Source organism: Sorangium sp. So ce385 (genome assembly GCF_051474135.1).
Classification (GTDB): domain Bacteria; phylum Myxococcota_A; class Polyangia; order Polyangiales; family Polyangiaceae; genus Sorangium; species Sorangium cellulosum_D.
Genome location: NZ_CP150337.1, coordinates 14,250,592 through 14,275,612, shown reverse-complemented (window position 1 = coordinate 14,275,612; position 25,021 = coordinate 14,250,592). Strand labels below are relative to the sequence as shown.

The 25,021-nt window shown below is 74.4% G+C and carries 16 protein-coding genes; 13 read left to right on the top strand and 3 right to left on the bottom strand.

What is annotated here, in order from left to right; all coding sequences use genetic code 11:
• The first annotated feature begins 819 nt into the window (after positions 1-819).
• The 11 genes from WME83_RS52255 (at position 820) to WME83_RS52205 (ending at position 14,396) form a co-directional block, all read left to right on the top strand.
• On the top strand, positions 820-1,914 hold the full coding sequence (locus WME83_RS52255) for a hypothetical protein (protein ID WP_437317196.1): 1,095 nt from the start codon (positions 820-822) through the stop codon (positions 1,912-1,914).
• A 92-nt stretch (positions 1,915-2,006) separates the two neighbouring features.
• Positions 2,007-2,603: a tRNA isopentenyl-2-thiomethyl-A-37 hydroxylase MiaE gene (gene miaE, locus WME83_RS52250; RefSeq protein WP_437317195.1), complete on the top strand. Its 597-nt coding sequence runs from the start codon at positions 2,007-2,009 to the stop codon at positions 2,601-2,603.
• A 9-nt stretch (positions 2,604-2,612) separates the two neighbouring features.
• Positions 2,613-4,085, top strand: a complete 1,473-nt coding sequence (locus WME83_RS52245; RefSeq protein ID WP_437317194.1) for a hypothetical protein — start codon at positions 2,613-2,615, stop codon at positions 4,083-4,085.
• A gap of 250 nt (positions 4,086-4,335) precedes the next feature.
• Positions 4,336-4,818, top strand: coding sequence for an ATP synthase F0 subunit B (locus WME83_RS52240; protein WP_236644363.1), 483 nt, complete (start codon positions 4,336-4,338; stop codon positions 4,816-4,818).
• The gene (locus WME83_RS52235) at positions 4,815-5,837 is read left to right on the top strand and encodes a F0F1 ATP synthase subunit B family protein (RefSeq protein WP_437317193.1); all 1,023 of its coding nucleotides are present in this window, start codon (positions 4,815-4,817) and stop codon (positions 5,835-5,837) included. The genes WME83_RS52240 and WME83_RS52235 overlap by 4 nt, the downstream gene beginning before the upstream one ends.
• Positions 5,834-6,376: an ATP synthase F1 subunit delta gene (gene atpH / locus WME83_RS52230; RefSeq protein ID WP_437317192.1), complete on the top strand. Its 543-nt coding sequence runs from the start codon at positions 5,834-5,836 to the stop codon at positions 6,374-6,376. The genes WME83_RS52235 and atpH overlap by 4 nt, the downstream gene beginning before the upstream one ends.
• A gap of 116 nt (positions 6,377-6,492) precedes the next feature.
• The gene (atpA, locus tag WME83_RS52225; RefSeq protein WP_437317191.1) at positions 6,493-8,394 is read left to right on the top strand and encodes a F0F1 ATP synthase subunit alpha; all 1,902 of its coding nucleotides are present in this window, start codon (positions 6,493-6,495) and stop codon (positions 8,392-8,394) included.
• 6 nt (positions 8,395-8,400) lie between these two features.
• Entirely contained in the window at positions 8,401-9,369 is a 969-nt protein-coding gene (gene atpG, locus WME83_RS52220) for an ATP synthase F1 subunit gamma (protein WP_437317190.1), read from the top strand.
• Positions 9,370-9,555: 186 nt separating this feature from the next.
• Positions 9,556-10,161, top strand: coding sequence for an L-threonylcarbamoyladenylate synthase (locus WME83_RS52215; protein ID WP_437317189.1), 606 nt, complete (start codon positions 9,556-9,558; stop codon positions 10,159-10,161).
• Between the two features lie 642 nt (positions 10,162-10,803).
• Positions 10,804-12,174, top strand: coding sequence for a hypothetical protein (locus WME83_RS52210; RefSeq protein WP_437317188.1), 1,371 nt, complete (start codon positions 10,804-10,806; stop codon positions 12,172-12,174).
• A complete protein-coding gene (locus WME83_RS52205; RefSeq protein WP_437317187.1) occupies positions 12,099-14,396 on the top strand; it encodes a tetratricopeptide repeat protein in 2,298 nt (765 codons plus the stop codon). Before WME83_RS52210 ends, WME83_RS52205 begins: the two co-directional genes overlap by 76 nt.
• A 58-nt stretch (positions 14,397-14,454) precedes the next feature.
• Here WME83_RS52205 and WME83_RS52200 read toward each other — a convergent pair whose 3' ends face one another.
• On the bottom strand, positions 14,455-15,387 hold the full coding sequence (locus WME83_RS52200) for a DNA-methyltransferase (RefSeq protein ID WP_437317186.1): 933 nt from the start codon (positions 15,385-15,387) through the stop codon (positions 14,455-14,457).
• On the bottom strand, positions 15,384-16,283 hold the full coding sequence (locus WME83_RS52195; protein WP_437317185.1) for a penicillin-insensitive murein endopeptidase: 900 nt from the start codon (positions 16,281-16,283) through the stop codon (positions 15,384-15,386). The genes WME83_RS52200 and WME83_RS52195 overlap by 4 nt, the downstream gene beginning before the upstream one ends.
• 325 nt (positions 16,284-16,608) lie before the next feature.
• Here WME83_RS52195 and WME83_RS52190 point away from each other — a divergent pair, with 325 nt between their 5' ends.
• Complete coding sequence (locus WME83_RS52190; protein ID WP_437317184.1) at positions 16,609-18,186, top strand: hypothetical protein; 1,578 nt, start codon at positions 16,609-16,611, stop codon at positions 18,184-18,186.
• A 217-nt stretch (positions 18,187-18,403) separates the two neighbouring features.
• On the opposite strand, the gene WME83_RS52185 is transcribed toward WME83_RS52190, so the two are convergent.
• Positions 18,404-19,618 carry a hypothetical protein gene (locus tag WME83_RS52185; protein ID WP_437317183.1) on the bottom strand — a complete coding sequence of 405 codons (1,215 nt, stop codon included), beginning with the start codon at positions 19,616-19,618 and terminating at the stop codon, positions 18,404-18,406.
• On the opposite strand from WME83_RS52185, the gene WME83_RS52180 reads away from it, so the two are divergent.
• Entirely contained in the window at positions 19,560-24,935 is a 5,376-nt protein-coding gene (locus WME83_RS52180; RefSeq protein ID WP_437317182.1) for a cellulose synthase, read from the top strand. The genes WME83_RS52185 and WME83_RS52180 overlap by 59 nt on opposite strands.
• Positions 24,936-25,021 lie beyond the last annotated feature (86 nt).

The window sequence follows — 25,021 nt, the reverse complement described above, 5'->3', positions numbered from 1 at the left end:
CGCTGCTCTGAAGTCCGCTCCACGAAAATAGGTTTCGGGGGCGACCGATGAAACCGTCGCCCCCAACTTATCCACAGGTCTCCCAGCGAGGACTCGCCTCTAACTTCTGGAGATCACTGTGTTATTCTGAATGTAATCGAACGGCGTGTCGACTTTTCAACAGTCCGCCCACGGCCGCTTCGCCCTCGGGAGATCGTCCGCATGCCTCCATCGAATGCGGGGGGATGGTACGGCCCCACTGCACCGGCGCTCGGCTCGGCAGCCGCCGAGCACGCCGATCGAGGTGGGGGTGCAACCGTCGCGTCGAGGTCCATTGCATTGGAAGACAGATCGGCACAGCCGTCCCCCATACCGCCTCACAGAGCTCGGTAGCCCGCAGCGCCCCTTTCGGGGCCACCCTTTGGAGGACCCGGTGCGGCGCAGGACCGCCCCGAGGACGAATCCGAGGTAGCACCGGGTGAGTCCGGGCGTCTATGCCCAACTGCGAAACCTGACTCAAGTATCGAACTTCATTGGGGTAAATTCAGTCCCTGGCGCACTGCGAAAGCGGCTTCGCGTCCCCCGCGCTCCGCCCTCCGGACACCAGGCGCCAAAACTCCCGACGCGGGTCGGTGATTTTCACGACGCGCTCACGATTGCAGAGCAAAACCCGCTCATCTCGTCGTCAAGAGGCTAAAGGTAGCTGATTTTCCAGCTTTTTTGGAAACCCGGAGGTCGTCCAGCACAGACCGACCGGCGCGCGCCGTTCTCGGGGGGTCGAGAATTTGTCCCCAGGGCCTCGGTCTGAGGTATGGCGAAGCGATGCGGTCGTGGATCCGGTTGACAAGGGGGGCCCTCCTGGCGCAGCGGCCGTCGCGCCGGGCGGCGTCGACGACCGCCGCGCGGGCCAAGGCCTTCTCCGCTGCAGGCGCGCTCGCGCTGGCGGCGGCCGCGGGGCCGGCGGCGGCCGAGGAGCTGCCGCCGCAGCTCGCCTACGCCTACGGAGAGAACGAGACGCCCCGCGCGGCGGCCCTCGGCGGCGCGCTGCGCGCCCTCGGGAACGGGACGTCGGCCATCTTCCTGAACCCGTCCGCCATGGTGGAGACCCGCGTCTACCACCTCCAGGCGCTCTTCCAGGGCAGCCCGGAGGCCGGACGCCACGTCTACGGCGGCGTCGTCGTCGACTCCGTCACGGGGAACCTCGCCGGCGCGCTCTCCTTCGTCGGGGGCTACGTCGACATGGGCGAGGGCGGGCTCAGGCGCTCCTACCTCGACGCGCGGGCGGCCCTCGCCTACCCGATCACCGATCGCATCTTCGTCGGGCTCACCGGCCGCTACGCCAAGATCACGCAGGACGGCGCCCTCGGCGGGCGGTGGCTCGACGCCGGTCCGGTCTCCGGCGGCCTGCGCGACAAGGACGAGGTCGTCGTGAAGAAGGACGCGGCCGGCGAGAACGTGCCCGTCCCGGTGGGACGTCACTCCTTCGTCAACGAGTTCACGTTCGACGCGGCGCTCACCGTCAAGGCGACCGACAACCTCTACATCGCCGCCGTCGGACAGAACCTCACCTTCCCGGACCACGGGCTGCTCCCCACGACCGTCGGCGGCGGCGTCGGGTTCGGCACCAATGACTTCTCGATCGAGGTCGACGGGCTCGCCGACCTCCACTCCTACCGCGAGACCTCGTACCGCCTCATGGCGGGCGGCGAGTACCTCGTGGCCGATCGCTTCCCGCTCCGCGCCGGCTACCGCTTCGACCAGGGCGCAGGGCAGCACGCGCTCTCGTTCGGCGCCGGCTACGTGGGCACCCAGTTCGCCGTCGAGGGCACCGTGCGGCGGGCGCTCACCAGCGGAGGACCCACCACGTTCGTGGTCGGGCTCTCGTACCACCTCGAGTCGAGCGGGCTGACCCGCGCGTCGTCCGAGGGCCTGTAGACCGCCGCCGTCGCGCGCGCGCCGCGCCGGGGCGCCACGGCAGGCCGCCTCCCCCTTCTCGCCGCGCCGCGCCTGCTCTAGGTCGGCCCTGCGTGCTGTGCCTGACCCTACCGACCGATCCACGCTGGGCTGACTTGGCGCTCGCCGACCTGCCGGCGCTCCTGACCGACCACGCCCACTGCGAGATGAAGGCGGCGTCGAACGCGCTGTCCCTCGCCGCGCGCTGGCCGTCGATACCGCGCCTCGCGCGCGCGCTCGTCGACCTCGCCGAGGAGGAGCTCCGGCACTTCCGCGCGCTGCTCGACGTGATCGAGCAGCGCGGCCTCGCGCTCGGCAAGCCGGAGACCGACGTCTACGCGAGCGAGCTGCGCAAGGCGGCCTCCACCACCTGCGCGCGCAACGCGAAGGCCGCCCTGGTCGATCGGCTGCTCGTCGGCGCCATCATCGAGGCCCGCTCGTGCGAGCGCTTCCGCCTGCTCGCCGACGGGCTCGCCGCGCGCGCGCACGAGCTCGCGCCGCTCTACGAGGAGCTCTTCGCGTCCGAGGCGCGGCACTACCGGACCCTCGTCGATCTCGCCGTCGAGGTCGCCGGCGACGAGGTCGCGACGCGGGCGCGGCTGGCCGAGCTCGCGCGCGCCGAGGGCGAGATCGCCGGGCGGCTCGGGACGGCACCCGCGGTGCACGGGTAACGGGGGTAGATGCGCATGGAGATCGATCTGCTCCGCCTCGATCGGGACGTCGCTCGAGCGGCGCGCGCGCTCCGCGCGGCGCTCGGCGACCTCACCCGACGCGGTCCGGCCCCGCCCGCCGAGGACCAGGGCGGCCCGAGCGCCGCCGAGGCGAGGGCCCGGCTCGAGAACCCGCTCGAGCCGTTCCGGCGCGTCAGCGCGCGGACGACCTACCTCGAGCTCACCGGCAAGACCCCCGGCCTCGGCGCGGAGCTCGGGCTCGCGAGCCCGACGACGGCCGCCGCGCCGGACCCGACCGGCCTCGCGGCCCCGCTCGCCGACTGGGTCTACACGCTCACGCTCGAGCGGGTCGTCTGGCCCGACCGCGTCCGGCTCGCCGCCGCCTGGCACGCGGCGTCGCTCACGATCGATCTGCCCGAGCCGTCGCGGGTGTCGCCGCGCGAGGCGCGGCTCCGGCTGCTCGCCGATCCGACCGACGCCGGACGGCAGACCTTCGCCGAGGTGCTCGCCCGCGGGTCCGGCGCCGTCGCCGACGCCGCGCGCATCCTCGTCGAGCGGCGGCACGAGGCGGCGCGGCTGCTCGCGGAGGAGGGCCTGCGCGCCATCGAGATCCCCTGCGATCCCCCGGACGCCGCGATCGCCGCCGCCGAGGCGCTGCTGCAGCGGACCGAGCCGATGATGGAGCGCGCGCCGACCTGGTACGGCGCGCTCGGGCGCGCCGTGGGCCGCGACGCGGCGTCGGGGTGGCCGGCGCGGCTCAGCCCGCGGTGGATCGAGGAGCTGTTCCGCGCGACGAAGCTCACCGAGGGCCTCGCGATCGATCTCGGGCCGCTGCCGCGCCCGCTCGGCGCCGCCTCGTTCGCGCGCGCGCTCGCCCGCTTCGGCGCGGCGCTCGCGTTCGGCGCAGGTGGAACGGCGAGCGGGCCGTTCGCGCTCACCCACGCGCCGTTCGATCTCCGCCGGGCGCGCCGCGCCGCGCTGTTCGGCGGCCTCGTCGCCGATCCCGTCTTCTGTACCCGCGCGCTCGGGCTCGGCCGGGGCCGCGCGCTCGATCAGGCGCGCGCGACCGCGCGGAGCCTCCTCCTCTCGCTCCGCCTCGACGCCGCGACCGTGGCGCTCGTGTTCCGCTCCGGCCAGGACGGAGGCGGGCACGTGCTGCTCCGGGGAGCGCGGGACCGCCGGGATCGCTTCGAGGAGGTGACCGCGCGCGCGCTCGGCGCGCCGATCCCGGGAGCGCTCGCCGGGGTCCTGCCGGCGCTCGATCCCGGCGCGGCCGCCCGCCTCGCCGGGGCGGTCCTGGCCGCGCGCGACCGCCGCGATCTGATCGAGCGCTTCGACGAGGACTGGTTCCGCAACCCGCGCGCGGCCGAGGCCCTCCGCGACGAGGACGGCGCGCCGCGCTCGCCGGCGTCGCGGCGCGCCAGCGAAGCCGATCTCGAGGCGGGCCTCGGCGAGCTCGCGCGCGCGCTCGCGAGCCTCTAGCGCTCGGTCCCAGCGCGCAAAAAACGCGCGCTCGGAGCGGCCGGATCGCGCCGGCGAGCGGGCGCGTCGAGCGGCGAACGCGAGGGGCGCGCAAGCGCTGCGCGCCGCGAAGAGGCGGGCCGGCGGCCCTGCCGAGAGCCCTTCCAGCTTTCACTGACACGTGCTAGGTGCCGGCTCGCGAAATCGCCCCCCTCCGGGGCGCGCGGCGAGCAGCTCCCGCTGCGCCGCCCTCGTCGCCGAACAAGCACCCGTGAATCCGAACGCAATGCACCCTCTCCTCGCGTCCGGCGCCAGCGCCATCTCCGTCGACTTCGATCTGACGTTCCTGGCGCAGGTCGTCCTGTTCTCGACGTTCGTCGTCGTGCTCAAGCCGCTGCTGTTCGATCCGCTGCTCCGCGTCTTCGAGGAGCGCGAGCGGCGCACCGACGGCGCCAAGCGGGAGGCGCGCGAGATGGATGAGCGCGCGGGCGAGCTGCTCACCCGTTACGAGGCCGAGATCGAGAAGGTCCGGCGCGAGGCCGGGGTCGAGCGCGAGCGGCTCCGCGCCGAGACCGCGAAGATCGAGGCGCAGATCATGGCCGAGGCCCGCGCCGAGACGGCGCGCATCCTCGAGGACGGCAAGGCGAAGATCGCGGCCGAGGTCGCCCGCATGCGCGGCGAGCTCGCCGCCGCCCAGCCCGCGCTCGCGGCGGAGATCGCCGCCAGCATGCTCGGCCGCGAGGTGCGCCAGTGAAGAACCCGCTCCGCCGCTCATCCCTCGCGCTCGGCCTGGCCGCGGCGCTCACCGCGGGCACGGCGCTCGCGCAGCAGCCCGCCGCGCAGCCGCAGCCCGCCGCGCAGCCGGGGCTGCCGCCCGGGCACCCGCCCCTCGGCGCCCAGCCGGCGCAGCCCGGCGCCGCCCAGCCCGGCGCGGCCCAGCCGACGCCCCGCCCGCGCGAGGCGCAGCCCGGCCGGCCCCTCGGCCCCGGCGGGCGCCCGCTCGTTCCGGGCCACGGGCTCCGGCCGCAGCCGGGCATGCAGCGCGCGCGCACCGCGCCGCCGGAGACCACGGAGCACGCCTCGCACGGCGAGGAGCACTGCCCCGGGCACGGCCCGACCGATCCGCCGCCCCACGTCAACTGGTGGCACGGCCTCATCGGCGTGAACAACGAGGCGGCCGCGAAGGGCGGCATCAACGCGCTGCTCTGGCGCTACCACAACGAGCAGAACCCCTGCGATCCGAAGAACGAGCCGCCGCCGTTCCTCGCCTCGGTCCTCAACGTCAGCCTCCTCGCGTTCATCATCTACCGCTTCGGCCGGAAGCCGATCGCCGAGGCGCTGAAGAAGCGCAAGCAGACGATCACGCAGGAGCTCGACAACGCCTCGCGCCTCAAGGAGGAGGCGGAGAAGCGGCTCGACGAGTACGAGGACAAGCTCACGCGGCTCGAGGAGACGCTCGCGGAGCTCAAGGCCGAGCACGCGACGCAGGCCGAGCGCGAGAAGGCCCACGTGCTCGCCGAGGCGGAGCAGCGCCGCGTCCGGATGCGGCGCGACGCCGAGTTCCGCATCGAGCAGGAGCTCAAGGCGGCGCGCGTCATGCTCCTCCAGGAGGCGGTGCAGAGCGCCGTGACCGCGGCCGAGGAGCTGCTCCGGCAGCGCGTCGGCCGGGAGGACCTCGAGCGGGCCAACGAAGAGTACCTGAAGGCCATCCCCGCGGCCGTCTCCGCCGGCGCGAGCCGCCGCGGGGCCCAGACCACCGGAGCAGTGACATGAGCTACGAGGCCGTCGCCCGACGCTACGGGCGCGCGATCTTCGAGATCGGCAAGGAAACCGGCACCCTCGCGGCCCTCGCCAGGGAGATCGGGGACGCCAGCGCGACGTACGCGGCGAGCGAGGAGCTCCGCCTGGTCCTCGACAACCCGCTCATCCCCGAGGCCCCGCGCGAGGAGCTGCTCCGCGAGATCGGCGCCCGCGCCGGCTTCTCGGAGGTGACCAAGAACACGCTGCTCCTGCTCGCGCGCAGGCGGCGGCTCTCGGCGCTGCCCGAGATCGCCCGGCAGCTCGCGCTGCTCGTCGATCAGGAGCAGAACGTCGCCCGGGCCGTGGTCACGAGCGCGGGCCCGCTGACCAGCGATTACCTCGACCGCCTCCGGGCCGAGCTCGAGAGGGCGACCGGCCGGAAGATCTCGATCACCCACAAGCAGGATCCCTCGCTCATCGCGGGCGTGGTCACCCAGATCGACGATCAGGTGATCGACGGCAGCCTCCGGACCCGGCTGTCGGCGTTCCGTGACAACCTGCTCCGAACCTGAGGGGACGCGAACACGCACCCCTGTTTCCCACGAGGTCGGGGCTCGGCGTTCGCCGACCCCTTGACCTTGACGACGTTGACTCCGAAGCCCAAGCGTCTCCGGACAGAGGACTCCGCATGCAGCTCCGCGCCGAAGAGATCTCTCAGATCATCAAGAAGCAAATCCAGAACATCGACAAGGCCGCTCAGGTCACCGAGACGGGCACCGTGCTCACGGTGGGCGACGGCATCGCCCGCGTGCACGGCCTGAGCCGCGCCATGGCCGGCGAGCTCGTTGAGTTCACCGGCTCGGAGGGTGCCAGCCTGATGGGGCTCGTGCTGAACCTCGAGCAGGACAACGTGGGCGCCGCCATCTTCGGCGATACGAGCGTCATCAAGGAGGGCGACGCCGTGAAGCGCACCGGGCGCATCATGGAGGTGCCCGTCGGCGAGGCGACCCTCGGGCGCGTCGTCAACGCGCTCGGCATGCCGATCGACGGCAAGGGGCCGATCGAGGCGAAGGAGCGCCGCCGCGTCGAGGTGAAGGCGCCCGGCATCATCCAGCGCCAGCCGGTCACCGAGCCGATGCAGACCGGCATCAAGGCGATCGACGCGATGATCCCGGTCGGCCGCGGCCAGCGCGAGCTCATCATCGGCGACCGGCAGGTCGGCAAGACCGCCGTCGCGGTCGACGCGATCATCAACCAGAAGGGCAAGGGCGTCATCTGCGTCTACGTCGCGATCGGCCAGAAGCTGTCGACGGTGCGCCAGGTCGTGGACAAGCTCGATGCGCACGGCGCGCTCGAGTACACGATCATCGTCGCCGCGACGGCGAGCGAGACCGCGCCGCTCCAGTTCATCGCGCCGTACACGGGCGTGACCATCGGCGAGTACTTCCGCGACAGCGGGCGCCACGCGCTGTGCATCTACGACGACCTCTCGAAGCAGGCGGTCGCGTACCGCCAGCTCTCGCTCCTGCTCCGCCGCCCGCCGGGCCGCGAGGCGTACCCGGGCGACGTCTTCTACCTCCACTCCCGGCTCCTCGAGCGCGCGGCGAAGATGGCCGACATCTTCTACGTCGTCACGAAGGGCACGAAGATCGAGGGCGGCGACCCGGCGTACCGCGGCGTGGACGGCAAGGCCCACGTCGGGGCGCACGGGATGCACTCGGCGAAGGACTCGCTCTGGAAGACGGTCGACGCTGCCGTCTTCGAGAAGCTCGAGCAGGCGCGCAAGGAAGAGAAGAAGGACGAGATCAAGAAGCTCGAGCAGCAGCTCTCGGACAAGGCGAAGGCGAGCGACTACGAGATCGTCCGCGATCCGAAGTCGGGCGGCTCGCTCACGGCGCTGCCGGTCATCGAGACGCAGGCCGGCGACGTGTCGGCGTACATCCCGACGAACGTCATCAGCATCACCGACGGGCAGATCTTCCTCGAGGCCGACCTCTTCTACTCCGGCGTCCGCCCGGCCATCAACGTCGGCATCTCGGTCAGCCGGGTCGGCGGCAACGCGCAGATCAAGGCGATGAAGTCGATCGCCGGCACGCTCCGCCTCGACCTCGCGCAGTACCGCGCCATGGCGGCGTTCTCGCAGTTCGCCTCGGACCTCGACGCGAAGACCCGCGCGCAGCTCGAGCGCGGCGCGCGCCTCACCGAGATCCTGAAGCAGGGCCAGTACGTGCCGCTCGCCGTCGAGAAGCAGATCCTCATCATCTACGCCGGCACGCAGGGGCTGCTCGACGACCTGCCGGTGAGCTCGCTCGCGCGCTTCGAGGACGAGCTCTACAAGTTCATCGAGGGCAAGCACCCCCAGATCTTCGCGGACATCCGGGAGAAGAAGGCGCTCGACGACGACCTCAAGTCCCGGATGACGAAGGCGATCGAGGCCTACAAGAAGCGGTTCGTGGTGGACGCGCGCGGCGCCTCGACCGGGGCCGCCGCGGCGGCCGCCGACGACGCGGGCGACGAGGACGAGGAGGCGCCGGCGCCCAAGGCGAAGTCGAAGAACGGGAAGGGCGCCTCGAAGGCCCAGGAGAAGTAGGCAGCCGTGCCCAGCCTCAAGGCCATTCGCAAGCGGATCTCGAGCGTCAAGTCGACGCAGAAGATCACCCGCGCCATGAAGATGGTCGCGGGCGCCAAGCTCAACAAGGCGCAGCAGCGCATCACCGAGCTCCGCCCCTACGCCGTGAAGGTGCAGGAGGTGCTCTGGCAGATCACGCGCGATGCGGTCGCGGCCTCCGCGGCGGAAGCGCCCGCGGCGGCGGGGACCGGGGCGGAGGGCGAGGCGGGCGCGCTCACCGGGCGGGAGGGGGCGGCGCATCCGCTGCTCGTGACCCGCCCGGAGCGGCGCGTGCTGCTCCTCGTGCTGACGAGCGACCGCGGGCTCTGCGGCGCCTTCAACACGAACATCAACAAGCGCGCCGAGCGCGAGTGGAAGAGCCGGACCGAGGCCGGCCAGGAGGTCCAGCTCGCGATCATCGGCCGCAAGGGGCGCGACTACTTCAACCGCCGCAACGCGCCCATCCTCGAGTACCTGCCCGGCGTCTGGGACAAGCTCAGCCTGGAGACGGCGCAGGCGGTCGGCGCGAAGCTCCTCGCCCCGTTCAACAAGAACGAGATCGACGCGATCTACCTCGTTTACAACGAGTTCAAGAGCGCGATCACGCAGACCGTCGTCGTCGAAAAGCTCCTGCCGGCCGGCGGGGCGGCGCAGGAGCAGGCGGACGAGGGCGATCACGCCTCGCCCGGGGCGGCCGCGGAGTTCCTCTACGAGCCGGACAAGGGCGCGCTCCTGGAGCGGCTCGTCCCGATGTACGTGGACATCTCGATCCTGCGGGCGCTCTACGAGTCGATGGCCAGCGAGCTCGGCGCGAAGCTCACGGCGATGGACGCCGCGAACAAGAACGCCAAGGAGATGATCGACACCCTGACGCTCGAGTACAACAAGGCGCGTCAGGCGGCGATCACCAAGGAGCTCATGGAGATCATCGGCGGCAGCGAGGCGCTCAAGGAGTAGCGCCGCGCGCCTGCCGGTCCTCGGACGGCCGCCTCGCGGCCGTCGCCGGCCTGCGGCCGGCTCGCCTCTCGGGGCGTCGCCCCGCCCTTTTCCGTCTCAGCAACCGCTCGTCGGCCCGGCAGCGCTGGTCGCTCCTCGCGGCCAGCACTGGCCGAACCGCCCGGGCGACCCCATGGTGTCGGTCCCGTGCTTCAGCCCATCAACCCCGATCATCCGGAGCCGCGCAAGATCGCGCGGGCGGTCGACCTCATCCAGAAGGGGGAGGTCATCGGCTACCCGACCGACACCGTGTACGGGCTCGGGTGCGACCTGATGAACAAGCAGGCGATCGAGCGCGTGTACCAGATCAAGGGGATGCGCCAGAACAAGAACCTCGCGTTCATCTGCCCCGATCTGAGCGACATCGCGCGCTACGCGATCGTCGAGAACCAGGCGTACCGGATCCTCAAGCGGTACCTGCCGGGGCCGTACACGTTCATCCTGCCCGCCACGCGCGAGGTGCCGAAGTACGTGCACCTCAAGCAGAAGACGGTCGGCATCCGGGTGCCGAACCACCCGGTCGCGCTCGCGCTGGTCCGCGCGCTCGGGCGGCCGCTCATCAGCACCACCGCGGCGCCTCCGGGCGAGGATCCGATCATCGATCCGGGCGAGATCGACGATCGGTTCCCGGGGCTCGCGCTCGTGCTGGACGCCGGGACCGGCGGGTCGGTGCCGACGACCGTGATCGACCTGAGCCAGGGCGACGTGCAGGTCGTCCGCGAGGGGGCGGGGCCGACGGACGAGCTCGTCTGAGGCGGAGCCAGGGGGCGCGGGGATCCGGGCGGATCGGCCCCCTGGGAGGGAGGCGGTCGCGCGGCACGGCGCGGGGGCCCCGCCGAACTCGCCTGGAACCTCATTCGTCCGGCGCGAGCGCCGGACGAATGAGGTTCCAGGCTCAGACATCGGCCCATCCCCCGCGCCGTGCCGCGCGACCGCCTCCCTCCCAGGGGGCCTACGGTCTACGCGGAAGCCGGGCAAGGCGGTTGCAAGGCTTGATGCAAACGTTGAAACGGGCTTCTCGGCCGACGAGTTGGCCGTTTCAAGACTTGAGAAGGGTCACTGGGCGGCCGAGTTGGCCGCTTCAAGCCTTGAGAAGGGTCACTGGGCGGCCGAGTTGGCCGCTTCAAGCCTTGAGAAGGGTCACTGGGCGGCCCAGACGGCCATTTCATGCGTTGAAAGGCGCCGCTGCGTCTCTGGGCAGGGCCTTTCAAGGGCGAGGCTGCGTCCGCGCGCGATCCGTGCGGCGTTGCCGGGCGCCGAAGGGCGAGGTTGCGTCCAGAGGGATGAGGCGCTGCGCACCGCTCCCGTCGCGCGGGAGCCGTGCAGCCTGAGCCACCCGTCGGGCGCACCGGAGCAGCGCAGGTGCTCCGAAGCCGGCTCTGCTAAGGTCGATCCGTGTCGCGCCGGGCTATCTGGGAGACCCTCTACAAGCGATTCGACCCCTTCCGTCCGGCGGACAACCCGGCGTGGCGGGCCGAGCGAGTGCGGAGCCCCGCGAACCGGATCGTGCAGCGCGTGGCCATGCCGTTCGGAGACACGCGGGCGCTCGTGACCGGCACGACCGGCACCGGAAAATCGACCGAGCTCCTCCGCATCGCCGAGGCGCGCAGCGGCCAGGACTTCGTCATCGTGCTCGATCTGCACCGCCATTTCGCCGAGGTCGTCGGCGACGAGCAGGCCCTGCGCAACGTGGGCGCCTGGGAGGTCGTGTTCCTCGCGGGCCTGGCCCTCGTCCGGGCGGCCAGCGAGCTCCTCCCCTACCCCATCCCCGCCTCGTACGTCGCCGATCTCTCGGCCGCCTGGGAGAAGGTCGCGCGCGCGACCGAGACACCCGGCGCGCAGGCCGTCGTGGACGCGGGCGCGCTGGCGAAGGCGATGGTCGTGCTGGCCTCGGCAGGCCTGCCGCTGCTCGGCGCTCCCGCCGCGGCCGCAGGGGCGGTCGGGCTCAAGGTGCTCGAGGCCGCGTCCGGCGCGCTCAAGTGGAACCTGCCCATCGGCCAGGCCGCACGGCGGAGGCGCGATCAGGACGCCGAGATGCAGACGCTGCTCCAGGCCGTCAACGTCCTCATCGGACACGTGCAATCGAAGGCGATGCGGATCCTGCTGCTCATCGACGGGCTGGACCGGATCGTCGAGCTCGATCGGGCCGAGGCGCTGTTCATCGAGTCGGAGATGATCGCGCAGCTCGAGTGCCGCGTGGTCGTGAGCGGCCCGTTCGCGCTGCGATCGAGCCCCGTGGCGAGCGCGATCCCGCGCTTCAACCCGATCCTGCCGCTCGTCAACGAGCCCGTCATGGATCACCGCGATCCGACGCAGCGCGGGCCTGGGCTCGATTTCTTCTGCGAGCTCTACGCGCGGCGCACCGCCGACCTGGGCGCGCCGGATCTCGTCCCTCGGCAGGAGCTGGAGCGGCTCGCCTACTACTCCGGCGGCAGGGCGCGCGATTTCGTGAAGCTGGTCCGGGCGCTCGCCGAGCAGGCGTGGCTCGACGACGCGCCGAGCGCGACGCCGGCGCTGGTCGACGCGGTGCTCGACAGCATGCGCCGGCTGCTGGAGACCGGGCTCGATGAGGGCCATATTGAGGTGCTCGAGGCGGTGATGGCGAACCCGCGGCACCGCATCCCCTCCGACGGAAGGGCGCGGGAGCTCCTCACGTACGGCCACCTCCTGCCTTACCCGAACGAGTCCGGATGGTATTACCCCCATCCGCTCCTGACCATGCACCTGCTCCGGCCGACCGCGCGCTCCACGAGCGGCGCCGCCTGATCCTGCGGCTCGGCGAGGCGGGCGTCCTCGTCCTCGTCGACGGGGCGCGGCCCGAGCGGCTCGGGTCGCTCGTGCGTGCCCTCGCGGCGGACGAGCCGGAGCTCCTGGTGCACGCGGACGCGACGCAGCTCGCCCGCGCGCCGAAGGGGGCGGCGGTCGTGCTCGTGCCGGACGCCGCGCAGGCAGGGTGGCTGAACCTGGAACGGCCGATCCTGGCCGAGCGGGCGCTGCGGGTGATCCTGTTCAGCGACGCGGCGACGTCGGCGGCGCTGGCGAGGAAGGCGCCGGATTTCTTCCACTGGATCTCGCACCGGCTGGAGTGCCCGCCGGGGCCATGGCCGCCAGCGGTGTGGGCGATCCGGGCGGCGGACGAGCGGGGCTGGGGGATCTTCTGGGAAGAAGGAGATCTGGATGAGGCGTTCGCGGCGGCGCTGCCAGCGAGCACGCGGGTGCGCGTGTCCGCGGCGGCGCCCTATGCGGCGCTGGTCGAGGCGATCCGGGCGGCGGGCAACGCCTGGCTCGAGGCCTCCGAGGTCGACAGCTCCTTCGAGCTGCGCCGCCTGCGCTGGGCGCTCGTGGAGGTTGGGCGGAGAGCGCCGCTCGTGACCGAGCGGGTCGTGGCGCGCGGCCGCGCCGTAGCGCCCGGCGCCGGGCCGATGGGCCTGCTGGAGGTGGACTCGCGTCGGATGCCGCTCGCGCAGGCGATCCAAGAGCTCGAGGCCGCGGGCGCCGAGGGCGCCGGACGGCTCGCGGCGTTCCTGGATCTGGAGCGCGGCGCGGTCGCGACGGCCGTCAAGCTGCTCGCGGCCGGCCTCCCACAGGCGCGGCTCGATGACGTCGCGCGCGCAGCGGGTGATCCCATGCAGCGGCTGTGGCCGCTCTGCAGCGCGAATGGAGTCTCGCCGGTGCTAAGTGCGGGGACGTCCCTGCTGCGTACGAACATCGCGCCCCGCCGCGATGCCGCTTTCCTTTGCGAGAAGCTCGTCTCCGAGCGTCGCTGGCTCGATGCCGCTCGCGGCGCCATCGTGTCGGGAGATCCGATCGTGGCTATCCACTGGGCACAGCGCGCGCTGGCAGAAGATGGCGGCAGCGTCGATGCCGCTCGCGCGCTGGGTGTGGCGCTGGCTGAAGGAGGACACTTGGGTCGGGCTCGGGAGATCCTGCGCGACGCCGTCGCCCAGCACCGACCTGCCGCGGAGGGCGAGTTGGAGGGGCACGCCGCCCTGGTGGACGACTTGGCCGGCGTGATCCAGGCGATGGATCTCTCGGGAGCCCGCCCGCAGCTCGAAGAGGCGCTGACGCTCCTCGACGATCGCGATGTCGAGCCCTCCCCTGGAGACGCGAACGCGCTTCGCTGGCAGGCTCAGCGTCTCGTCGCCGCAGGCAATTTGACCGGCGCGCGCACGAAGCTGGAGGAGGTATCGGCGCTCCTCACGAGGATGCTCGGGACCGAGGAAGATCCGCGCGTCGCCGCCTCGGTGCGCGACCTCGCTCGCGTCCTCTTCGCTCAAGGGAAGGCGACGCGCGCACGCGAACTCTTGGAGCAAGCACTCCGCATCGAGACGAAGGCTCACGGAGACTGGCACCCGCGCGTCGCCAACTCGCTGCGCGACCTCTCCCGCATCCTCTTCGCGCAATCGGATTTAAGGGGGGCGCGCGAGCTCCTGGAGCGGGCGCTGGACATCCAGCTACGGGTTTACGGGACGGAGGAGCACCCCGGCATCGCCGACTCGCTCCACCTGCTCGCCCGGGTCCTCTTCGCGCAAGGCGACCTGTCGAACGCGCATCAGCTGCTGGAGCGAGAGCTGCGCATCAGGACGAACGTCGAGGGGGCGAACACTCCGAAGGACATCAGCGCCTCGCTCGCGTCGCTGTCCATGGTGCTCCTATCCCAGGGCAACCTCGCTGGGGCACGCGAGGCGCTCGAGCGCGCGGTCCCGTTGCTCGAGCGCGTTCACGGGACCGCCGAGCATCCCGAGGTGGCCGTCATGGAGGGGAACCTGGGCTCCGTGCTCCTGGCCATGGGCGAAACGGAGCGTGGCATCGCGCTTCGCCGTCGAGCCTACGAAACGCTGCGCGCTCAGCTCGGACCTGATCATCCGCTGACGCGCGACATGGAGAGGCGGCTTCCACGCGCGGTCAGCCTGGCCGATGCTGCGGCGCCTCACGCCGTCGAGCCCATAGAAGGCATGCCGGAAGCACGCAACGCCCCCAGCTCGTGAGGGTGCCTGGTTCACCACGGCAGGCTGCGCTCGCCGGGCACCTCACACCGCTTACCGGCTAGGGCGCAGCCTCATCGTGCGCCGCGGGCACCTCCAGCAGGCTGTACGCGATCCCCTCCCGGTCGAGCCGCTCCCGCGCCGTCGCGAAGGCGAGCTGGCTGCGGTCGCCGCCGACGAAGCGGCGGCCGAGCCGCGCCGCCGCGACGAGCGTGGTGCCGCTGCCGCACATGAGGTCCGCGACGGTCGCGCCAGGCGCGGACGAGGCGCGGACGATGCGCTCCAGGAGCCGCTCCGGCTTCTGCGTGGGGTAGCCGGTGGCCTCGCGGCGCAACGGGGTGTTGGCGACCATCCCGGGGATGTCGGTCCACACGCTCCCGAGCCGGCGTCCCTCGTCGGCGTAGTACCGGTACGCCTTCCCGCCGAGGACCCGCTCGCGGTAGAGCCGGCCGTCCTCGTCGCGGTGCTTGAAGTGCATCGCGAGGCTCGTCTCGGCGTACGGCTCGCGGAGCATCGGATCGGCGGCGTTGTAGACCACCTGGCCGCGCTCGCTCGCCGCGCGGGCATAGAGGAGGATCGTCTGGTGCGTGACCGAGAAGCCGCGCGCGCCACGGCCGCCGTTGCCCGGCGCCCAGATGATCTCGCCGAGGAACGCGCCGCGACCGAAGAGGCGATCGCACGCGACCTTCGCGTCGTGGACCGCGCGGTGATCGAGGTGCAAGTAGAGCGTCGCGCCCTCGGCCATGCGATCGCGGACGGCCTCGAGGCGCGGCGCGAGCATCGCGACGAGCGCCTCGGCGCCCGCGCGGTCGTCGTAGGCGTCCGGGCCGCTCTCCGGCCTGCGCCGCCCGCGCGCCTGGCCGCGCGCCGCCCGCGCGGCCATCGTCGTCCCGACACCGAAGGGAGGGTCGAGGTAGACGAGATCGAACCGCACGTCGGCAGGGAGCGCCGCGCAGACGTCGGCCGCGTCGCCCAGGGCGAAGAGGTGGCTCACAGCGCGCTGTCGGGGGCCGCCACGCGAGAGCCCGCAGCGGCGCCCCCGGGCAGGAGGTCGTCGAGGATCGCGGCGGCGAGGTCGCCGTCCGGCGGCGGGACGAGCTGCGGGACCGCAGGCAGCCACGGCCAGTACGGGCCGCCGCCGAGGCAGCCGGAGAGGAACGCGTCCGGCGTGCACGCGACGCGGAGGTGGAGGTGATCGGCGTGCGCCGTGCTGTCGCCCGGCTGGAGCAGCACGCTCTCGGCCACCCAGACGAGCTCCGGGTCCTCGCCGAGCGCGCGGGCGTACTCGATGATCAGCGCCTCGAGCCAGCGGGCCACGAAGAGCCACTGGACGTGCGCGTCGGGCGAGCGGACGAGCGACTTCACGAGCAGCCACTCGCGCTCGACGTCGAGGCGGACGTACTCGTCCGCGCTGGACGACGCGGGATCCGCGCCGCCGCCGATCCGCGCGAGCCCGTCCGGCCCGAAGTCGACGAAGCCGGGCGAGCGCACCGGGCGGCCGTCCGGGGTGAGCGCGTAGAGCAGGAGGTCCGCGTCGCGCCCGGTGCGGTGCGACCGGTGCCCGCGGGTGGCGCCGCCGTAGCGCGCGGAGAGATCGCCGACGAGGAGCGGCTCGCCGCCCGGCCGCGCGCGCGCCACCTCGGCGGCGGCGCGCTGGACGGCGGCGACCAGCCCCGCCGTCCCCCACCGGACGCCGTTGCTGCGGAGCAGCCGGTAGCCCTCGCCCTGCCTCGGGAGCTCGACGGCGTCGGTGATGACGCCGTGGTGCGGCACGCCGATGGAGCCGCGGAGCGCAGGGGCGAGCGGCGTGGGAGACGCGCCGACGCAGGCCGCGCAAGAGAGCGCGACGAGCGCCAGAAGGAAGGTGGTGAGGAGAGCACGGCTTCGCATGTCGACGATCGGGCGCGCCGCCGGCCCCCGCCGCGCCGGCCCGCGCTTGCGGCCCGCGGCGACGCCCCGGCGTCGCTCCTGCCGCGATACCCTCGCCGGCGCCGGAGGGAAAGTTCTCGAGGAGGCGGCCCGGCCCGCCGCGCCCGCGCGCTCCGGGCCGGCAGGAGGGGCGGCGCCGGACCAGCGCGCCGCAGGAGGGGCGGCGCCGGACCCGCGCGCCGCAGGAGGGGCGGCGCCGGACCCGCGCGCGCCGCAGGAGGGGCGGCGCCGGACCCGCGCGCGCCCCCTGCCCTCACGCCGCGATCAGCGCTAACACCCACCGCCCATGGAGCCCAACCACCGCGCCCCCCAGGGGAACACGAGCGCGGATCGACGCCCGCCCACGCAGGATCGACGCCCGCCCACGCCGACGGGGGATCGGCGGCCGGGCGCGGAGGAAGAGCCCGAGGGCGTCGCCTGGAAAGGGGCGCTCGCCGTCGCGCTCGTCGTCGGAGGCCTCGTCGTGTGGCGCGCCTGCTCCACGCCCGATCGCGCCGCGAGCGACGCCGCCGCGCGGCCCGGCGCGAGCGCCGCGGCGCCCGCGGCGAGCGATCCGGCCGATCCCGCGGCGGCGCCGCAGCCGCCTTCGCCGCGCTGCGCGGCCGCGGGCGCGGCGCCGTTCGTCATCGGCGACGCGCCGCCGGCCCCGCGCGCGCCCGACGGCGCGGGGGGCGGCGACGCGGAGGCCGCCGAGGACCTCGCGCCGTTCGCCGTCGAGGTCGGCCGCGGGACGACGTTCTCCGGCGGGTTCGCCGTGGGCGCGCAGCGGGAGGCGGAGGGCGGGACCGTCGCGATGGTGGCCACGCTCTCGGCCGACGGCGCGCAGGGGAAGCTCGTCCGGCTCGCGCGATCGCGCGGCGACATGGATCCGCCGGTCGTCACCGGCGCAGGCGGCGCGATCCTCGCCGCGATGCTCGAGCCGAACGCCGGCGGGCGCGCCATCAAGGTCGCCAGGATCGAAGGGGAGCACGTCACCTGGGGGGCCGAGCTCGCCGAGGGGCGCGACGAGTCGCTCGCGCTCGACATCGCGGCTTCCGGCGAGCGCGCGGTCATCGTCTGGGACGACGTGACCCGCGACGGCAAGCGGTCGCGGATCATGCTCGCCTCCGCCGACGTGGGCACGCTGCGCTCGGTCACCTCGGCCCGCCCCGTCTCGCAGCCGAGCACCGACGCCGAGATGCCGCGCGTGATCGGCCGGCCGGGCGGCTACTGGCTCGCGTACATCGCGCGCGCCGAGGAGCCGGCGCGAAAGGCCGCGGAGAAGCCGACCGACGGCAACGAGGACACCGCGGCGGCGGGCGAGACGATCACCCACCAGTGGCTCGAGGTGGTGCCGCTCGACGAGACCGGCGCGCTCACGTCCACGCCGCGCGCGATCACGCCCAAGGACGGGCACGTGCTCGCGTACGACCTGACGCTCGCCGGCGACGACGGCCTCCTCCTCGCCTTCCGCGACGACGACACCCCGAGCGGCTCGATCGGCGGGCGCATCAGCGCCGTGCTGGCGCGGCTCGGCGGCACCAGCGAGCCGCGCGTGCTCGTCGGCGGCGATCGCGAGCAGGACGCCCCGCCGGAGGCGGCGCTGGGCGTGGGCGCCGGGGTCCCGGCGCTCCTCCCCGGCGCCCGGGGGCAGGGCGACGGCGCCGCCGCGTGGCTCGCGATCGCGAACGCCTCCGGGCCGACGCAGCTCGCGGCGCTCACCGCGCGGGGCGAGCTCGCCGGCGGGCTGCACGCAGAGCCGGCGCTCGGGCGCGGCGAGCCCATCGCGGCCTCCCCGGAGGCGCTGCTCGTGGCGCACCCGGCCGGCAAGGCGATGAAGCTCGGCCTGCTGCGCTGCGCCTCGACAGCACCATCCAACAAGTAAACCCGCGCCGGATCGGGGAGCGCGCCGGACGCCTAAAGAGGAGCGCGCGTGGCGCGAGCAGGCACCTGGACTGTGGATTGAGGGCGCGCGGATGTGTAGCATCCGCGGCGGTGGCCCACGGGGACGATCCGCAAGAGGGAGCGTCGCGCCGGCCTGGCTTGCCTAGCTTGCCCGGAATGCCGGACCAAGCTGGCTGGGAAGCCAACGCCGACAACGCTCAAATGACGCGCGCGAGCGCGCAACCTTTGCCCGGCGCGAAGACGCTGCTCGTCGGCACGGGCACGCCGAAGCTCGGCGCGCTGCCGAACGCGAACGCGCCGCCGGGCGGTGAGCCGTCGCCGGGCGCAAGCGCGCCGGCGACGGCGACGCCGCTGCCGAACGCGAGCGCGCCGGCGACCGCGGGCCCGCTGCCGGACGCGAGCGCGCCGGCGACGGCGACCCCGCTGCCGAGCGCGCCGGCGACGGCGACCCCGCTGCCGAACGCGAGCGCGCCGGCGACGGCGACCCCGCTGCCGAACGCGCCGGCGACGGCGACCCCGCTGCCGAACGCGCCGGCGACGGCGAGCCCGCTGCCGAACGCGCCGGCGACCCCGCTGCCGAACGCACCGGCAACGGCGACCCCGCTGCCGAACGCGAGCGCGCCGCTGCCGCCGCCGAACGCGCCCGCAGGCGCGAGCGCGCTGCCGCCGCCGAGCGTGCCGCCGCCGGGGCCGAACCGGACGCCGGTCCCGAGCGCGCCCCCGCCCGTACCGAGCCGGCCGCCGCCGCTGATCCGCCGCAAGGACGGCAGCGTCGCGACCGGCCCGCTGCCGCCGCCGCTGGCGCCGCCGTCGAGGCCACCGCCGCCGCTGCCGAGCAGCGCCCCCAAGGCGCCGGGGTCGGCGCCCGGCTCCACCCGGACCGGCGCTCCGCCGCCCGCGCCGCGCGGCGACGTGCCGCCGCCGGCCCGCGTGCCGCGGGTCCCGGGCCAGCGGCCGCCGAGCCCGAACCGCCCCCCCGGCAAGCCGGCGCCGGGCTCGCAGCCGGGCGCGCCCGCCCAGGCGTCGTCGGCGACCGTCAACTTCGACGCGAGCACGACGCCGATGCCCATCTCGGTCGACCCGACCGCGACGCCGATGCCCATCTCGGTCGAGCCGAGCTCGTCGCCGACGCCCATCTCGGTCGAGACGATCGAGCCGATCGCGGTGCTCGAGCCCGCGCCCGACTCGGCCGCCGCGCCAGCGCCCCCGGCTGCACCCGCGCCGGCCGCTCCGCCCGCGCCCCCGGCTGCGTCCGCGCCCGCCGCCCCGGCTGCGTCCGCGCCCGCCGCCCCGGCTGCGTCCGCGCCGGCCGCTCCACCCGCGCCGACCGCGCCCGCCGCCTCGGCTGCACCCGTGCCGGCCGCGCCGGCCGCCCCGCCCGCCGCTGCGTCCGCGCCGGCCGCCGCGCCCACGCCCGCCGCCCCGCCCGTCCAGCCGTCTCCGGCGACGGCGCGCTCGGCCGCCAGCCCGCCGGCCCCCACGACGCCGCGCTCGGCCGCGAGCGCGCCCGCGCCGGCCCCGCAGGCCCCTCAGGCCGCGCACATCGCCGCGCCGGACCCCGTCGCGGAGCTCCAGCAGCGCGCCGAGCGGCTCAGGGCCAGCGATCCGGTCGGCGCGGCGCGCGCCCTCGTGGAGCTCGGCATCCACGAGGAGCGGGTGCTCAGGGACACCGCCGCCGCGCGCCGCTCCTACGAGCAGGCGCGGCACCTGTCCCGCACGCTCGAGCCCGCGGTCTCGCGCGTCCATCGCCTCCTCAACGCGCGCACCGAGCTCGCCTTCGCGCTCGAGGTCGTCGAGGACAAGCTCCGCGTCGCGGACACCGACGCCCTCCGGGCCGACCTCCTCGCCAAGCGGGCGCGCCTGCTCCAGGCGCTCGGTCGCACGTCGGAGAGCTGCGACGCCTTCACCGAGGCGCTGCGGCTCGTCCCGCTCCACGCCGCGTCGCTGCGCGGGCTGGAGATCGCCCTCCGCCGCGAGAGCGCGCGCGGCTCCGAGCAGGCCGGAAAGGACCTCGCGGCCCACCTCGATCGCCTCGCCGAAGCCTACGCCCCCGGGCGCGGACGGCCGGACGGCGACGCCCAGCTCACCGCCTGGGTCCACGTCGAGCGCGCCGCCGTCCTCGATCGGAAGCTCCACAAACCGGAGCTCGCCCTCGCGTCCCTCGAGGGCGCGATCACGTTCGATCCGGGGCCCGGCCCCGTGCGGGAGGCGCTCCGCCGCCACCTCGTGCACCACGACGGCATCGTCGGCCTCGTCAGCGCCCTCTCCCTGGAGGCCGAGCACGAGCGCGACGACGAGCGCGCGTCGCGGCTGCTCTACACGGCGGCGCGGCTGCTCATCGACAAGATCCGCTCCCCCGCCGACGCGGTGCCCCTCCTGACGCGCGCCGCCTCGCGGGCCCCGTCCGGCTCGCCGACGGCGCGGCGCGTGGTCAGCGAGCTGATCCGCCTGCTCGAGGCGAGCGGCGCGCTCGAGCTCGCCGCCAGCGTGCGCCAGAAGGAGCTCGCGCTCCTCACCGACAACGAGGCGATCGTCCACGAGCACGTCCGCCTCGCGGAGCTCTACGACACCCTCGGCAACGCGGAGCAGGCCGCCCTGCACGCGACGCGCGCGCTCGAGCTCGACCCCGAGGACAGCTCGACGCGGGAGCGGCTCGACCGCGCCCTCCAGCGCCTCGGCCACCACGCCGAGCGCGTCGAGGTGTGGACCGCCGTCGCCAACGCGGACCGGCCCACGCACGTCCGCGTCGCGGCGCTCCTCCGCGCCGCCGACATCTCCGAGCACCACCTGAAGCGGCGCGACGAGGCGCTCGCCATCCTGCGCGCCGCGTGGGCGATCGACCCGGGCAACGGCTCGGTCTTCGACGCGCTCTCGGCGCTGCTCGCGCCCGATCCCCTCGCCGTCGAGGAGGATCCGCGCGGCGTGCAGGCGCGGCTCGACCTCTACACGCAGGCCGCCAGCGCGACGGACGACCCCGCGCGCAAGATCGGGCTGCTCGAGAAGCTCGTCTCCATCTGGGAGGACGAGCTCGCCCAGCCCGCCCGCGCCATCGAGGAGATCGAGAAGATCCTCGAGATCGACCCGGAGCGGCGCGCCGCGATCCTCGCGCTGCAGCGCAACGCCCTGCGCGCGGGCGACGCGCAGCGGCTCGCGCGCGCGCTCTGCGCCGAGGCCAACCTCACGGGCAGCCCGGTCCAGCAGCGCCGGCTCCTCCTGCGCGCCGCCGAGGTCACCGAGCTCAAGCTCGGCGATCGCGATCGGGCCTCGTCGCTCGTCGACCGCGCGCTCGCGATCGATCCGGCCGATCCGGACGCGCTCCGCGCGCGCTTCCGCCTCGACGAGCGCGCCGGCCGGTACGAGGAGGCGCGGCGCGCGCTGGTCAAGCTCATCCAGCGCGACCCCGCGGGGGACGCGGCGTTCAGCCTCTGGATCGAGGTCGCGTCGCTCGACGAGCGGCGCCTCAAGCGGCCGCACAGCGCCGTCGAGTCGTACCGGGAGGCGGCGCGGAAGCGGCCGTCGCACCCGCTGCCCCGGATCGAGATCGCGCGGCTCCTCCGCGAGACCGGCAACTACGAGAAGCTCGTCGAGGTGCTGAGCGCTCTCGCCGACGAGGCGCAGCGCCCCGACGACCACGCCCGGCTGCTCTTCCAGGCGGCCGAGGTGCAGGAGCTCGCGCTCGGCCGCGATCAGGACGCGCTGCGCCTGCTCGCCCGCGCCGACGCCGCCCTCGCCGGGAGCCAGCCCGATCCGGCGATCCTCGACGCCATGGAGCGCATCTACGTGCGCGGCGGGGGCGCGGGCTTCGGCGTGGGCATCGGCGCGCCCGCGGCGCACCGGCCGACGACGGGCGCGCGCGCGCCCAGCCTGCCGGGAATGTCCCACTCCATGATCGCGAGCGAGCTCGCGGGGCTCTACGCGCGCTGGCTCGAGCGCAAGCCGCCGGCGCTCGTCGATCACGCGCTCCGGATCTCCCTCGCGCTGGTCCTCGCGGAGAACAGCCCGCGCCAGGCCATCGAGATCCTGGAGGGGCTCGTCGCCGTCGTGCCGAACCACGTCCCCGCGCTCCGCATGCTGGAGCAGCTCTACCGGCTGCTCGAGGCGCCGACGTCGCTCGCGACCGTCCTCCGCGCCGAGGCCGAGGTGTTCACCTCGTCCGTCGCGCGCGGCGGCGCCCTCTGGGAGCTCGCGTCGCTCGAGGAGCAGCTCGGGCCGGGCGCCGCGCTCGAGGCGCTCGCGCGCATCGTCAAGGAGGCGCCGCGGGACGCGGCCGCGCACCTGTCGATCCTCCGCATCGCCGGCAAGAACGGCCCGTCGGATCCGGCCGGGGCGCGGGTGGAGGCCCTCTTCGCGAGCGCCATCCGCGACAGCCGGGAGCTGACCGCCGACCCGATCGCGCGCGCGCTCTACTTCATCGAGGAGGCGCTCCTCGCGGAGGCGCAGGCCGACGCGGACCCCGCCGCCGCGCGCGCCGCGCTCGCCGGCTTCCAGAGCGCCCTCGCGCTCTGGCCGGAGAGCCTCCTCGCGGCCCGCGGGCTCGACCGGCTCGCGCAGCGCCTCGGCGATCGCGCGAGCGTCATCGCCGCCCAGCTCGCGCTCGCCGACCTCGTCCTCGGCGAGCCCGCGCGGGCGATGCACCTCGTGCGCGCGGCGGAGCTCACCGCCGAGGACGCGTCCCCCGAGGGCGCGGCGCGCGCGCTCGAGCTGTACGAGAGCGCGCTCCGCGCGGACCCGGGCTGCGTCGCCGCGGCGCGCGCGCTGGCCCAGCGGCTCGCGGGCGACCCCCAGCGGCTCACCGACCGCCTCGGCGAGGCGCTCGGCAAGGCCACGAGCCGCGAGGCGATCTCGCTGCTCGGCACCGAGATCGCCCGGTCGGTGCTGCAGCACCACGGGCGCCCGGGCGCGATCGATCCGGGCGTGGGCATCGCGGCCGTCCGGCGCGTCATCGCGACGATCCCGAACGACGCGCCGGCGCAGCTCCTCCTCGCCCGGCTGCTCACCGCGCAGCGCGTCTGGCTGGAGGCCCGCGACGCCCTGAAGCGCGCGGTGGGCGCGGCGGCCGACGCCGAGACGAAGATCGCGGCGCAGTTCCTGATCGCCGACCTGTACGAGGGGCCGCTCGCGAACCCGGCGCTCGCCCAGGACGCGCTCCAGGCGGTCCTGTCGATCGACGCGCAGAACCGGCCCGCGCTGGAGCGGCTGCACAAGCTCGGCGTCACGCGCGGCGACCACGCGCTCGCGCTGCGCGCGCTCGGGCGCCTCGTCGAGCTGTCGACCGACCCGGGCGCGCGCGTCGAGGCCGCCCTGCGCCTCGCCGACGCCTACCGCGACGCCGGCGACAACGCGGGCATGGTCCGCACGCTCTGCGAGGCGATCGTGAGCTCGCCGAGCAGCGATACGCGCGGGTGGACGGCGCTCGCCCGCCTCTACCGCGTCGACACGAGCGAGGGGGCGGCGGCGTACGCCAAGGCGCTCGCGCAGCTGATCGAGCTCGCCGCGGCCCGCCGCGTCCCGCCCGATCCGCGCTGGCTGACGACGCTCGGCCTGCTCGAGTCGACCCTGCTCATCCGGCCGCGCGACGGGCTCGCGCACCTCCAGCAGGCGGTCGCCCTCCCGGGCGCCCCGCCGGAGTCGCGCACCGCCCTCGGCCGCGGCCTCGAGGCCGCGGGGCGCAACGCGGAGGCGGTCCAGGTGCTGCGGGACGTCGTCACGTCCGACGCGGAGGTCCTGAGCCGGCTCCCGGATCTCGGCCCCGCGCTCGCCGCGCTCGAGGCGGCGCTCGCCAAGGACGGGCGCGCCGAGGAGCGGGTCACCGTGGAGGAGGTGCGCGCCTGCCTCGGCGAGGTGTCGCCCGACCGCATGGCGCGGCTCAGGGGCCGGCGCGTCCCCTCGGAGGCGCCGTACGCCGGGGCGTTCGCGGGCCCCGAGATCGGCCGGCTGCTCCTGCCGGAGGCCCGGAGCCCGTGGATCGACGTGGCGCTCGCGATCGCGCCGATCGTCGCCAAGGCGATCCGCTTCGAGCTGAGCAACCTCGGCATCAGCTCGCGCGAGCGGGTCAGCCCGCGCGACAACCACCCGACGCGGCAGCTCGCCGAGCGGGTCGGCCGCGCGCTCGGCATCGAGGCGTTCGAGCTCTACCTCGTGCCGTCGTGGCAGGGCGCCGCCCGCGTCTTCCCGGGCGATCCCCCCGCCATCGTCGCGCCGACCTCGTTCACCGAGCTGCCGGAGCTGGAGCAGACCTTCGCGCTCGCGCGCCTGTTCGCGCGGGTCGCGGTCGGCTTCACGTTCCTCGACGAGATCCCGGCCGAGGCCACCGACGGCCTGCTGCTCGCGTCGATCCGCACGATCGATCCGGGCTTCGGCTCGGGCGCCGTCTCGCCCGCGCGCGAGCACGCCACCCAGCAGATGCTCCCCGGCGTGCAGCGGGCGATCGGCCGCCGGCAGCGCAAGATGCTCGAGGAGGTCGCGTCGACGGTCAACGTGTCCTACGACGCGCGCGCGTTCGTCATCGGCCTGCGCCGGAGCGAGTACCGCATCGGTTACCTGCTCTCCGGCGACGCGCTCGCCGCGATCGACTACCTGCGCCGGTACGATCGCGACATCGCCCGCTCGACCGAGGAGCCGCGCCTGCTCCTGCAGCACCCGGTCGCGAACGAGCTCCTGCGCTACGCGCTCTCGGCCGAGGCCTACGCCGAGCGCCGCCGCGCAGGCTCGGTGTGGCCGGCCGTCTAGACCTCACCACCTCATCTCCAACGACAGCAGCGCACACGGGCGCTGCGCCTCTCGAACAAGCCCGCTGCGTCTCTCGCATATTTGTC

What these genes read in the sequence shown, in the direction of transcription:
- WME83_RS52195 (WP_437317185.1), bottom strand. Translation starts at nt 16,283, where the DNA reads ATGCGAAGCCGTGCTCTCCTCACCACCTTCCTTCTGGCGCTCGTCGCG.
- WME83_RS52205 (WP_437317187.1), top strand. Translation starts at nt 12,099, where the DNA reads ATGGTATTACCCCCATCCGCTCCTGACCATGCACCTGCTCCGGCCGAC.
- atpA (WP_437317191.1), top strand. Translation starts at nt 6,493, where the DNA reads ATGCAGCTCCGCGCCGAAGAGATCTCTCAGATCATCAAGAAGCAAATC.
- WME83_RS52245 (WP_437317194.1), top strand. Translation starts at nt 2,613, where the DNA reads ATGCGCATGGAGATCGATCTGCTCCGCCTCGATCGGGACGTCGCTCGA.
- WME83_RS52190 (WP_437317184.1), top strand. Translation starts at nt 16,609, where the DNA reads ATGGAGCCCAACCACCGCGCCCCCCAGGGGAACACGAGCGCGGATCGA.
- atpH (WP_437317192.1), top strand. Translation starts at nt 5,834, where the DNA reads ATGAGCTACGAGGCCGTCGCCCGACGCTACGGGCGCGCGATCTTCGAG.